Annotated in this window: 12 protein-coding genes; 6 read left to right on the top strand and 6 right to left on the bottom strand. The window is 54.4% G+C overall.

Going from position 1 to position 12,680, the window contains the following annotated elements; translation table 11 throughout:
* Positions 1–29: 29 nt before the first annotated feature.
* Both UN63_RS02420 and UN63_RS02425 read right to left on the bottom strand, forming a co-directional pair.
* A complete protein-coding gene (locus UN63_RS02420) occupies positions 30–803 on the bottom strand; it encodes an ABC transporter substrate-binding protein (protein WP_104485187.1) in 774 nt (257 codons plus the stop codon).
* 105 nt (positions 804–908) lie between these two features.
* On the bottom strand, positions 909–1,835 hold the full coding sequence (locus UN63_RS02425; protein ID WP_104485188.1) for a LysR substrate-binding domain-containing protein: 927 nt from the start codon (positions 1,833–1,835) through the stop codon (positions 909–911).
* A gap of 189 nt (positions 1,836–2,024) precedes the next feature.
* On the opposite strand from UN63_RS02425, the gene aptA reads away from it, so the two are divergent.
* The 4 genes from aptA (at position 2,025) to UN63_RS02445 (ending at position 8,885) form a co-directional block, all read left to right on the top strand.
* The gene (gene aptA, locus UN63_RS02430; protein ID WP_104485189.1) at positions 2,025–3,347 is read left to right on the top strand and encodes an omega-aminotransferase AptA; all 1,323 of its coding nucleotides are present in this window, start codon (positions 2,025–2,027) and stop codon (positions 3,345–3,347) included.
* A gap of 795 nt (positions 3,348–4,142) precedes the next feature.
* Positions 4,143–6,065 (top strand): PrkA family serine protein kinase, encoded by a 1,923-nt coding sequence (locus tag UN63_RS02435; RefSeq protein ID WP_104485190.1) that lies wholly within the window; start codon positions 4,143–4,145, stop codon positions 6,063–6,065.
* 23 nt (positions 6,066–6,088) lie between these two features.
* The gene (locus UN63_RS02440; RefSeq protein ID WP_104485268.1) at positions 6,089–7,357 is read left to right on the top strand and encodes a YeaH/YhbH family protein; all 1,269 of its coding nucleotides are present in this window, start codon (positions 6,089–6,091) and stop codon (positions 7,355–7,357) included.
* Between the two features lie 7 nt (positions 7,358–7,364).
* Positions 7,365–8,885 carry a SpoVR family protein gene (locus UN63_RS02445; RefSeq protein WP_104485191.1) on the top strand — a complete coding sequence of 507 codons (1,521 nt, stop codon included), beginning with the start codon at positions 7,365–7,367 and terminating at the stop codon, positions 8,883–8,885.
* Between the two features lie 45 nt (positions 8,886–8,930).
* Here the strand turns inward: UN63_RS02445 and fadR are convergent, their stop codons facing one another.
* Positions 8,931–9,644, bottom strand: coding sequence for a fatty acid metabolism transcriptional regulator FadR (fadR, locus tag UN63_RS02450; RefSeq protein ID WP_104485192.1), 714 nt, complete (start codon positions 9,642–9,644; stop codon positions 8,931–8,933).
* 123 nt (positions 9,645–9,767) lie between these two features.
* Here fadR and dsbB point away from each other — a divergent pair, with 123 nt between their 5' ends.
* The gene (gene dsbB, locus UN63_RS02455) at positions 9,768–10,289 is read left to right on the top strand and encodes a disulfide bond formation protein DsbB (protein ID WP_104485193.1); all 522 of its coding nucleotides are present in this window, start codon (positions 9,768–9,770) and stop codon (positions 10,287–10,289) included.
* Between the two features lie 164 nt (positions 10,290–10,453).
* On the opposite strand, the gene UN63_RS02460 is transcribed toward dsbB, so the two are convergent.
* From UN63_RS02460 to UN63_RS02470, 3 genes are read right to left on the bottom strand one after another with little or no spacing between them, the layout of a single operon-like run.
* The gene (locus UN63_RS02460) at positions 10,454–10,888 is read right to left on the bottom strand and encodes a YcgN family cysteine cluster protein (RefSeq protein ID WP_104485194.1); all 435 of its coding nucleotides are present in this window, start codon (positions 10,886–10,888) and stop codon (positions 10,454–10,456) included.
* Positions 10,889–10,892: 4 nt separating this feature from the next.
* On the bottom strand, positions 10,893–11,555 hold the full coding sequence (locus tag UN63_RS02465) for a fumarylacetoacetate hydrolase family protein (RefSeq protein ID WP_104485195.1): 663 nt from the start codon (positions 11,553–11,555) through the stop codon (positions 10,893–10,895).
* A gap of 40 nt (positions 11,556–11,595) precedes the next feature.
* Positions 11,596–11,877, bottom strand: a complete 282-nt coding sequence (locus UN63_RS02470) for a YcgL domain-containing protein (protein WP_104485196.1) — start codon at positions 11,875–11,877, stop codon at positions 11,596–11,598.
* Positions 11,878–11,982: 105 nt separating this feature from the next.
* On the opposite strand from UN63_RS02470, the gene minC reads away from it, so the two are divergent.
* Positions 11,983–12,666 (top strand): septum site-determining protein MinC, encoded by a 684-nt coding sequence (minC, locus tag UN63_RS02475; RefSeq protein WP_104485197.1) that lies wholly within the window; start codon positions 11,983–11,985, stop codon positions 12,664–12,666.
* The last annotated feature ends 14 nt before the right edge of the window (positions 12,667–12,680 follow it).

The raw sequence follows: 12,680 nt of genomic DNA on the forward strand, positions 1-12,680 counted from the left end.
TGCAGCCGCCATGCTTAGCCACCCTTGTTTCAGCCACCATAGATATCGAATTCGAAATACTTGTCCTGGATCTGCTGATAGACGCCGTTGCTGCGGATGGCCTTGATGGCGTCATTGAACTTTTCGCGCAGCGCGTCATCCTGCTTGCGAACGGCGATACCCACGCCCTCACCAAACCATTCCTTGTCGGTAATGAGAGGACCGGTAAAGGCGAAGTCGCCGCCGTTTTCCTTCTCCAGCAGGCCACTTTCGATGGCCGGGATGTTATTGAACACCAGATCGACACGACCGGAAATCAGATCCAGAAAGGCATTTTCCGGAGAGCCGTAACGTTTGACATCCACGCCCTCGAAATTATCGGCGACGTATTTTTCATGGGTGCTGGAGCCCTGTACGCCCACTGATTTTCCTTTCAGACCCGCTTTGTCAAAACTGAATTCGGTTCCCTGCTTCGCCACAAAGCGGGACGATATCTGGTAGTACTTATCGGTGAAGTCGACCTTGAGCTTGCGTTCCTCGGTAATCGACATGGAGGCGACAATGGCGTCGAACTTTCGCGCCAGCAACGAGGGAATCATGCCGTCCCATTCCTGCGTGACCATGGTGCATTTAACCTGCATCTCCTCGCAAAGGGCGTTGGCCATGTCGATATCGAACCCTTTCAGCTCCCCTTCCGTGGTGGTCCAGCTATAAGGGGGATAGGCACCCTCTACCGCAATCCGCACCTGCTTCCATTCCTTGGCGGTAACCGCCCCTGTGGTCATCATGGTGGCCGCAGCCAGGGCAATCATCTTCATATTCATCGTGAACTCCTTGTCATAGGTGACAGACGCTTGTCAGTGCTCAATTTATAAGTGGGCCGGTCGCCGGGTACCAATGCCGTTTGCCGCTCAGGGTATGTTCTAATGTTATAGGTCGTCGTTCCTGTCATAACGCAGGCGGATCCCGGCGTCCTCTGCCTGACTGAACAGGGAGTCGACAAAGGCACGCGCCAGTTCGGATATCGGACGAAAGGCGGGATACAGGATCTGAAACCGATAGGGAATGCGAGGATGAAAGTCGCGAATGACGATGTTCAAGCCACTGAGCTGCGCATGCTGGGCGGTGAAGGGGTCGACCACCGCCACCCCCAGCCCTTCGGCCACCAGCAAGGCCGCGACCGAGGCGAAGGAGACCTCAACCACATCCAGACTGTGAATACCGGCCAGCTGTAGCTCCCTGTCCAGTGCCTGCTGGGCCGAGTCGCTGTTTTCGTAGCGGATAAAAGGTACTCCAGACAGATCCGCAGGCGTCAGGCAGGGCACCGCCGCCAGTTCGCTGTTGGCAGGCACAATGCAGACACAATCACCCCACACCGGAATGGCCGTTACGCTGGCACTGGTGATATCGGTATCGGCAAAACCCAGATCACAAGACTGGATCTCGGTGCGTCTGAGCACCTCTTCCGACCGATAGCTCTTCAGCGATGCCTTGAGCCCGGGGGTTTCCCGCATCAGCCGCCCTAGAATCGCCGGCAAAAAGCTGTTGGACAGCATGGGAAAGGCGGTGATGTGCAGGCTGCCATGATGCTGCTCGGCAATGTCCCGCGCACTGTGTTCGAGATGTTCCAGCGCCGAGAACGCCTTGCCTACCTCCAGGTAGAAGGCCGTGCCCTTGTCGGTGGGCACCAGACGCCCCCGTATGCGCTGAAACAGGGCAAAACCGAGCTGATGCTCCAGGCTTGCCACCAATCGGCTGATGGCCGGCTGGGTAACATGAATATGCGCCGATGCCGCCATCATGGTGCCAAGCTCATAAACGGCCTTGAAGGCGTTAAGCTGCTGAAACTTTATCATCGAAAAAAACCCTTTCTGTCACTGTTATCCGCCTGTTCATGTTGAAGCCGGTCAAACTGAACATTGAAACGCCATGATTTTTCAAACTTTTTAAATTTCGCACACTGCTCCCATCAACAAAACCGAAAAACAAGCCGCACAGGTAAGCCGCACTACAAGCGGATAACCAGAGTCTGAGGGAGTGCCACAATGAATACCAACGAATTAGCCGCCCACTGGATGCCATTCACCCCCAACAAGGGATTCAAGGCAAAGCCGCGTATGCTCACCGGCGCCAAAGGCATGTACTGGACCACGGATGATCAGCGCCAGGTGCTGGACATGACCGCCGGTCTCTGGTGCTGTAACGCCGGCCACGGTCATCCACATATCGCCGACGCCATCGCCCAGCAGGCCAGAACCCTGGATTATGCGCCCTGCTTCGGCTTCGGCCATCCACTGTCGTTCGAGCTGTCGGAGCGCCTGGCCAAACTGGCGCCAGGCAACCTGAACAAGGTGTTTTATACCAATTCCGGTTCCGAGTCGGTGGAAACCGCCATGAAGATGGCGCTGGCCTACCACCACGCTCAAGGCAATGGTGGCAAACAGCTGTTTATCGGTCGGGAGCGTGGCTACCACGGCGTCAACTTCGGCGGTATCTCTGTGGGGGGGCTCACCAATAATCACAAGGCCTTCGGCCAGTGGATCCCCAACGACCACCTCTCCCATACCCAGGATCTGGAACTGAACGCCTTCTCCCGTGGTCTGCCCCTGCATGGCGGCGTGGAAAAGGCCAATGAGCTGGAAAAACTGATCAAGCGCCACGATGCCAGCCGTATCGCCGCCGTCATCATAGAGCCCATCACCGGTGCCGGTGGTGTCTTGCCGCCCCCGCTCGGCTATCTGAAGCGCATTCGGGAAATCTGTGACCAGCACGGCATACTGCTGATCTTCGACGAGGTGATCTGTGGCTTCGGTCGTACCGGCGACGTTTTTGCCAGCCAGACCTTCGATGTGGTGCCGGACATCATGACCACCGCCAAAGGCCTGACCAACGGCGCCGCCCCCATGGGCGCGGTATTGGCCGGTGACCATATCTATGAAGCCGTGGTAGAAGGGGCCGGCAGCGGCGTGGAATTCTTCCACGGCTACACCTATTCGGCCCACCCGCTGGCCTGTGCCGCCGCCATGGCCACTCTGGACGTATATGAGCAGGAAGGCCTGTATCAACGTGGGGCCGCCGATGGCGAAATAGCCCGTTACCTGGAACAGGGCCTGCACAGCCTGAAGGGACTACCGGGCGTGGTAGATGTTCGCAACTACTCGCTGATTGCCGCCGTCGAATTCGAGCCGCGGTCAGGCCAGCCCGGCGCCACCGGGGGACTTATCCAGACTGCCGCCTGGGAACAGGGCATGATGTTACGCTCTCTGGGCGACGCCATCGCCATGTCGCCGCCGCTGATCATCGAAAAGCAGCATGTCGATCAGACCATCGGTATCCTTGAGCGCAGCATCAAGCAACACTTTGGCTGATACTGGGTATTAATACAGAGTGGTGACATGAAAAAGGGACTGCCATGGCAGTCCCTTTTTGGTTGATGTCAATTCAGGATGGGTCATCTCCGTGAAGGCGGAGATCCATTGGCATAGGGCACTTGATTCCCGCCTTCACAGAAGACGGTCTCGAGCAGGGTCTCAAGCTGTTGCCATCATCACACTGTGTACACGTCAGGCAGTGGCCTTACTTTAAGGCAGGGAGATAAATCGGAAATTAACGCACAACAACATCAATTTTTTAATGCGTGGACATCTCCACCACTTACTTACGTAAACGTAAACAGTGATTTATTGATCTGCAGAAAAAAGAAAACCCTCGCAAGCGAGGGTAAAACAAACGGAAACGTGCTTAAACAGAGCTACACATCACACCTAACAAGTTGCCTACTCAGCTGTAGCAAATGGCCAGGCCTTAATGTCAGTCCAATCTAACCGGACGAAAATGTGAAGTCAACGTAAAAAAATCACAAATTACTCAATTGAGCAGCAAACAAGCACAATGCTTACGTTAACGTAAGTGTATATCAAAAACACCTCCCGGTGTGGGTCAATCGACTCCAAGTCCGCCCCCCCTGTTTTCTGGCAAAAGAAGCCTTGTCTTACAGAGAGTTCAACAGGGTCGATGTCACAAAATCTTCGTCATTTCTGAACGTTACACAAGCGTAATAGAGAAATCCTGTCTAACCTTTCACTAAGGGAATGAAATATGTGTGCGCTAGGCTCTTTCTTCTGTTGTGAACGTCAGAGCCGGGATTTATAGGGGATAAAACCATGGGTATATTCGAGCATTACCAAACGCGCTATGAGAAGGCAAAAGAAGAGGAATACGGCCTGCTGGAATTCCTGGATATGTGTCGGGAAGACAAAGCCTGTTATGCCTCTGCCTCCGAGCGCCTGTTAATGGCCATTGGCGAGCCGGAGATGATCGACACCGCACAGGTGCCCAGATTCAGCCGACTCTTTTCTAACCGGGTGATTGCCCGCTATCCTGCTTTCGCCGAATTTTACGGTATGGAAGAAAGCATCGAGCAAATTGTGTCCTATCTGAAGCACGCCGCTCAGGGGTTGGAAGAAAAGAAACAGATACTGTATCTGTTGGGTCCGGTGGGGGGCGGTAAATCCTCGTTGGCCGAATGCCTCAAGGGATTGATGCAGAAGATACCTATTTACCGGCTCAAGGGATCACCGGTCAATGACCACCCCTTCTGCCTGTTCGATGCCACAGAAGACGGCCCCATGCTGGAGCAGGAATACGGCATTCCACGCCGCTATCTGCGTCCCATCATGTCGCCCTGGGCGGTGAAGCGGCTGCATGAATACGGCGGTGACATCTCCCGCTTCAAGGTAGAGAAAGTCTATCCTTCGGTGCTCGACCAGATTGCGGTCGCCAAAACCGAGCCGGGAGATGACAACAACCAGGACATTTCTTCTCTGGTGGGCAAGGTCGATATCCGCAAGCTGGAGCATTATGCCCAGGATGATGCCGACGCCTACTCCTACTCCGGCGCACTCTGTAAGGCCAACCAGGGCATGATGGAGTTCGTCGAGATGTTCAAGGCACCCATCAAGGTACTGCACCCGCTGCTGACCGCCACCCAGGAAGGTAACTACAACGGTACCGAGGGACTCTCTGCCCTGCCCTTCGAAGGCATTATTCTGGCTCACTCCAACGAGTCGGAATGGCAGCACTTCAAACACAACAGGAACAACGAAGCCTTTCTCGATCGGGTTTACATCGTCAAGGTGCCTTACTGCCTGCGTGTTACCGAAGAAGTGGACATCTACCAGAAGCTGCTGACCAACAGTGAGCTTGCCCACGCCAAGTGTGCTCCAGGCACCCTGGAGACCCTGGGTCAGTTTACCGTGCTGTCGCGCCTGAAGGAGCCGGAAAACTCCAGCCTGTATTCCAAGATGCGCGTCTATGACGGCGAAAGCCTGAAAGACACGGATCCCAAGGCCAAGTCGTATCAGGAATATCGTGATTACGCCGGGGTAGACGAAGGCATGAATGGTCTCTCGACCCGATTTGCCTTCAAGATCCTGTCTCGGGTGTTCAACTTCGATCACGCCGAGGTCGCCGCCAACCCGGTGCATCTGTTCTATGTGCTGGAACAGCAGATAGAGCGGGAACAGTTCCCTCAGGATGTCCACGACCACTATCTGGAGTTCATCAAGGGCTATCTTATCCCCAAATACGTGGAGTTTATCGGTAAAGAGATTCAGACCGCCTATCTGGAGTCCTACTCCGAATATGGTCAGAACATCTTCGACCGCTACGTCATCTATGCCGACTTCTGGATTCAGGATCAGGAGTATAGAGACCCGGAAACCGGCCAGCTGTTCGACCGTTCGGCGCTCAATGCCGAACTGGAAAAAATAGAAAAGCCGGCTGGCATCAGCAACCCCAAGGACTTCCGCAACGAAATCGTCAACTTCGTGCTGCGGGCCCGGGCCAACAATGCCGGTAAAAATCCCAACTGGACCAGTTACGAGAAGCTCAGAACCGTTATCGAGAAGAAAATGTTCTCCAATACAGAAGAGTTGCTGCCAGTCATTTCCTTCAACTCCAAGACCAGTGCCGACGAGCAGAAGAAGCACGACGACTTCGTCGCCCGGATGATGGAAAAAGGCTACACCCGCAAGCAGGTGCGATTGCTGTCTGAATGGTATCTGCGGGTACGCAAGTCAACTTAACGAGATGAGTGTTGGGGGAAATTATGGCGCATTTTATCGACAGACGACTAAATGGCCGCAACAAAAGCGCTGTTAACCGGCAGCGCTTTATCCGCCGCTACCAACAACAACTGAAAAAAGCGGTGTCAGATGCGGTACTCAAACGCAGCATTCAGGATATCGACAAGGGAGAGAGTGTTTCCATTCCTACCCGCGATATCTCCGAGCCTGTGTTTCATCAGGGCAAGGGCGGCCACCGGGATCAGGTGCACCCGGGTAATGATCAGTTTATCACCGGCGACCGGGTCGATCGCCCCGCCGGTGGCGGCAGTGGGGGGAGCGGCAAGGGCGACGCCAGCAACCAGGGCGAAGGTGAAGACGATTTCGTATTTCAGATCTCCAAAGAAGAATATCTGGACTTGCTGTTCGATGGCCTGGAGCTGCCGAACCTGGAGAAAAACAAGCTCAACAAGATAAGCGAAATGAAAACCTTCCGCGCCGGTTACACCGCGGACGGGGTGCCGGCCAACATCAACATAGTGCGCTCTCTGCGCCAGTCTCTGGCCCGGCGCATGGCGCTGCAGGTAGGCAAGAAAAAAACCGTGGCCGAGCTGGAGCTGGAGCTCGCCGAACTCGGTAAGCATCCGACCGAAAATTTTGCCCGTATACAGGACATAGAGGAACAAATCGTCGAGCTTAAACGGCGCATTGCAGCGGTGCCCTTTATCGACACCTTCGATCTACGCTTCAACAACTTTGTGCAGCGTCCCATTCCTTCCACCCAGGCGGTCATGTTTTGCCTGATGGACGTATCGGGCTCCATGGATCAGGCCACCAAAGACATGGCCAAACGCTTTTATCTGTTGCTCTATCTGTTTTTGACCCGCACCTACAAGAACGTCGAGGTGGTGTTTATCCGCCACCATACCCAGGCCAAGGAAGTGGACGAGCAGGAATTTTTCTACTCTCAGGAAACCGGGGGCACCATTGTCTCCAGCGCCCTGCAGCTGATGAAAGAAGTCATGGAAGCCCGCTATCCTCCGGATCAGTGGAACATCTATGCGGCGCAGGCATCCGATGGTGATAACTGGGCCGATGATTCTCCGCTGTGCAAACAGTTGCTGCAAAACGACATCATGTCTTTTGTGCGTTACTACGCCTACATAGAAATTACCAACCGGGCGCATCAGACTCTCTGGCACGAATACGAGTCCATCGCCCGCAAGTTTCCCAACTTTGCCATGGAGCATATTCGTGCGGTAGAAGACATTTATCCCGTATTCAGGGAACTGTTCAAGAAACAAGCGGCATGAGGTGACCATGACTGAAGCTATAACCAATATTAAACCGCTCAGTGACGGTCCCGACTGGAACTTTGAGTTACTCGAGACCTACCACAAGGAAATAGCCCGTATTGCCGAGAGTTATGGCCTGAGCACCTATCCCAACCAGATAGAAATCATCACCGGCGAGCAGATGATGGATGCCTACTCCAGCATCGGTATGCCCATTGGCTACCATCACTGGTCTTACGGCAAAAAATTCATTCAGACCGAACAACATTACAAGCGTGGTCAGATGGGCCTGGCCTATGAAATCGTCATCAACTCCAACCCTTGCATCGCCTATCTGATGGAAGAAAACACAATGCCGATGCAGGCCCTGGTCATCGCCCATGCCTGCTACGGTCATAATTCCTTCTTCAAGAACAACTATCTGTTCACGACCTGGACCGACGCCGAGTCCATTATCGACTACCTGCTGTTTTCAAAACACTACATCACCGAATGCGAAGAGAAGTATGGTGTTGCCGAGGTAGAGTTCATCCTCGACAGCTGCCATGCGCTGATGAACTACGGGGTGGACCGATACAAGCGACCACAGAAACTGTCTCTGGCCGAAGAGCGCAGGCGGCAGAAAGCTCGCGAGGCCTACCTGCAAACCCAGGTCAACGAGCTATGGAAAACCCTGCCACGCATGGACGATGCCAAACAGGAAAAGAAACACCGTTATCCCCGGGAGCCGGAAGAAAACATTCTGTATTTCATCGAGAAACACGCGCCCTTGCTCGAGCCCTGGCAGCGGGAAATCGTGCGCATAGTGCGCAAGATAAGCCAGTATTTCTATCCACAGAAGCAGACCCAGGTGATGAACGAGGGCTGGGCCACCTTCTGGCACTACACCATTACCCAGCATATGTACGACGAAGGGCTGGTGACCGACCGTTTCATCATGGAAGTGCTGCACAACCATACCAACGTCATCTTTCAGCCGTCCTATAACAGCAAGCATTATTCCGGCATTAACCCTTATGCACTGGGCTTTGCCATGTTTCAGGACTTGCGCCGTATCTGCGAGCATCCCACCGACGAAGACCGGGCCTGGTTTCCGGACATTGCCGGGTCCGACTGGGTCAAGACCCTGCACTTTGCGATGGAGAACTTCAAGGACGAGAGCTTTATCAGCCAGTTTTTGTCACCCAAGGTGATGCGCGATTTCCATCTGTTCGCGGTGGCCGACGACGATACCCGCAATTACCTGGAAATTTCGGCCATTCATGATGAGCAGGGCTACCGCCAGCTGCGCCAAACTCTATCAAATCAGTACAACCTGTCCAACCTCGAGCCCAACATTCAGGTCTATAACGTGGAAGTGAAAGGCGACCGCTCTCTCACCCTGCGTCATGTACCACACAACCGCATTCCGCTGGCAGACTCAAGCCATCAGGTGCTGAAGCACGTGCATCGCCTGTGGGGCTTTAATGTGGTACTGGAGCAGGAAGAGCCGGATGGCAACGCCATCATCATAGGACGCTGCCCGGAGCGGTCACCCACCGAATAAAAAAACGCCTCCTTAAAGGAGGCGTTCTTATCTGTGCTGTACCTATCAGTGCTGTACCAGGGTGTCCGGTAAATGCTCACGCATATCAAACCACAGCTTACCCGAATTTTTACCGTAGTCTCGGACCAGCTCGGCCACCTCATCGAGGTTGCCGTTTTCCGCCAGGCTGGCAAGGGCTCGGTAATAATCCGCCGCCAGCTGACGCGCCGCCGGCTGTGAAAAGTAATAACGCCCCACCCGGCAGTACAATCCCTTGAAACCGTTAAGGATCAGGGCATAGATGGGATTACCGGAAGCAAAAGCCAGCTGATGATGCAGTTCATAGTCATAGGCGGCAAAGGCATCGGCCTCGTCTGCCAGCTGTTCCAGTTCGGCGATGGCGGCCATTACCCGTTCGGGATCATTTTTTACCGCACCACGAATAAAAATACTGCTGATATGAGTACGGGCAGACAACAGATGATCGATCAACTCCGGCATCTTGTCTTCATCGAGGCGAGCCAGGGTTTCCAGAATATTGAGGCTGGAGGTTTCCCAAAAGTTATTCACCCGGGTCGGTTTACCGTGCTGTATAGTCAGCCAACCGTCCCGCGCCAGGCGCTGCAACACCTCACGCAGGGTCGTGCGGGTCACCCCGATCAGCTCCGACAATTCCCGCTCGGCGGGTAGTATGGAGCCTGGGGGAAAGTGGCTGTTCCAAATGGATTCTATGATATATTGTTCTGCAAAATTGGCGGGGCTTTGTGCCTTGATGACCATGAAACCACTCTGTTAAATTTGTTACGGCAGGCAAGATTAATGGTCGATAATAACAGAGCTGACCAGTTTCTCACAACCCTAACCCTGCCAATAGTCAGTCATCCCGAACGTCATGAGGAACCGATGCTGTACGCCTTTTCACACACTCGTTTTGCCTGGGGTCTGCTGACCCTCGCCGCCACCTCGCTGCTGGCGACGGCACTGTTTTTTCAGTACGTGCAGGGATTGTATCCCTGTGTGATGTGCGTCTATCAAAGAGCGGCTCTTGCCGGAGTGATACTGGCAGGCATGCTCGGCTGGCTGGCACCGCGCAACGGATGGACGAGCAGCCTTGCCCTGGCCGGCTGGCTGGCGGCGGCAGTCAAGGGATTCTGGCTGGCGAAAGTGCATGTCGGTTATCAACTCAACCCCTCTCCCTTTAATCAGTGCTCCAGTTTCGCGGAATTTCCGGACTGGCTGGCACTGGACCTCTGGTGGCCGGCCTTGTTTCATCCCACCGGCGACTGCGCCGATGCCTCCTGGGCCTGGCTGGGCTTTAGCATGCCCCAGTGGCTGATGGGCATTTTCGCCCTGCTGGCAGCGTTGGCGGTTATCTTTATTATCGTGCGGATAACCGGCATGAGGCGTGATTTGGCTGCTCTGTAAAGGTCGGATAAAGGGTCAGCTCCTCCGACACGCCGTGAATACCTTCCTGTAGGCTCAACCGCGCCATCCCTGGCGCGGATGGTCGGCTGTGTTACCTCTAGTACCGCAAGCCTCAATACGATCAGATACTTAATAGAATTAGTATTAGCGCTTAAAGCTTGTTGTTAACTGGCCCAGGTAATGATGTGGTCTTCCCAGTTACCGGCCTTGGACTCCGGTACTACCTTGCCGCGTACCGACTGACCGGCCTTGTGCATGGCACTCTTGGAGCCGGTGCGCAGCGGATGCCAGGACGGCAACGACTGCCCTTCTGCCAGCAAACGATAGGCGCAGGTGGAAGGGAGCCAGAAATAATCGTCCAGTTTGTCCCGGGTAATCTTCAGACAATCCGGCACCTTGGCGAAGCGATTGTCATAATCGCTGCAGGCACAGCTATGGGTGTTCAACAGTTCACAAGCCACATTGGTATGCACCAGCTCGTCGGTGTCTTCATCAATCAGCTTGTTGAGGCAGCACTTGCCGCAGCCGTCACACAAGGCTTCCCATTCTCCATCGGACATCTCCTCCAGAGACTTGGTATACCAGAAATCGGCCTGCATAAATTTATCCTGCTACTTTAGCACTGAACCGGTACTGACCGTCCAGTTGCATATCGAGTTCATCGAGCGGTTTGAGTTCAGCCACGCCCTTGGGGGTGCCGGTCAGTACCACATCGCCGGGATTAAGGGTGAAACAGCGGCTCATCTGTGCCAGCAGCTCGCCAATGGACCACATCATCATGGTGGTATTACCGTTTTGCCGTTGCTCCCCATTGACCCGCAAGGAAAAATCGAGGCGCTGCAAATCGTTGAGCACCTCGGGCAGGGCAAAGGGAGTAACCGGGCAACTACCGTCAAACGCCTTGGCCCGTTCCCAGGGATGACCCTGCGCCTTGAGCCGGTCTTGCACATCGCGCAGGGTCAAATCCAGCGCCAACCCCACGCCGACGACCGCCTCCAGCGCATGACCCGGTTCGGTATGGCACAAACGGCGGCCGATCAACAAGGCTACTTCCAACTCATGATGCACGGCCCCCTGCCCCTTGGGTAGCAGCAGTGGTGCATCAAGAGCAGTCAGGCTGGTAGACGGCTTGATGAACAACAGCGGCTCTTCGGGTACGGGATTGTTCAGCTCCGCCGCATGATCTTTATAACTGCGGCCCACGCACACCACTTTGCCCACGGCATAGGGCAAGGGCTGCCCCTGTAAGTCCATATGTTGATACATGAGAAGCTCCTTACTGATACGCAACGTATGAAAGAAGAATTCAGGCGGAAGGGTCAGCCTGAGACGCCCGATGTTGTTTAAGCAGGTTTTCCGGCGGTGGTGGTAATTGCAGGTAATACCCCTGAGTCTTTAACGCAAGTCTGACCTTGGTCAAATCGGCTTGTGCCAGGTGAGTCTTTGTTGCAAGGTTGATGATCATCGAAAGCCTGGGCGTACCGAAGGTATCCAGCAAAGGGGACGGCACACGCGAAAAGTCGTCGCGCCGCTCGACAAAAAGATAAGTCTCTGCCTTTTTAGGGCTTTTATACACTACACACAACATGGAAATTGCTATAATCCGTCGGGTTTATTGCCAGTTAAGATGGCAAACTATAACATCAGCACGACCAATAACAAAAAGGATTGAATCCTCGGGGGAAAGCCGCTTATGGCGGAGCATGGTATCGAATTAAAAGGCAGTAGCTTTACCCTGTCGGTAGTGCATATGACCGATAGCGATATTCAGCAGGTAAAGCGACAGCTGGCAGAAAAAATTGCACTGGCTCCGGCGTTTTTTCGCGCCGCACCGCTGGTCATCAACATAGAAAAGCTGTTACAGATACCCGACTTCATCGCACTGGCCGATGCCCTCAAGGCACTGGATCTGGTGCCGGTCGGTATTACCGGCGCCAAAGATGATGCGACCCGAGCCGCCGCCCGGGCTGCTGGTCTGGCCGTGGTCAGCACCGGTAAAATTCCGATGCAACAAGAAGCTACCGCAGCACCAGCCGCCCTGCTCAACCAGCCCGGAACCAAAGTTCACCGTGGTCCGGTACGCTCGGGCCAGCAGGTCTACGCACCCAATGGCTCGCTGGTTATTCTGGGATCAGTCAGTAACGGGGCCGAAGTGATCGCCGATGACAGCATTCATATTTATGGTCAGTTGCGTGGCCGAGCCGTGGCCGGCGCCAAGGGCAACGAATCGGCCCGCATTTATTGTCAGCAGTTGATGGCCGAGTTGATTTCTGTTGCCGGCCATTATCAACTCAGTGATGGATTACAGGGTGTTAACTGGGAACAGCCAGTCACTATTTCTCTGGCGGGCGAGCAGTTAAAGTTCGATCGCCTCTAATTTTACGATCTTAG

The sequence above is a fragment of the Oceanisphaera arctica genome, from assembly GCF_002936955.1.
Taxonomy (GTDB): Bacteria; Pseudomonadota; Gammaproteobacteria; order Enterobacterales; family Aeromonadaceae; genus Oceanimonas; species Oceanimonas arctica.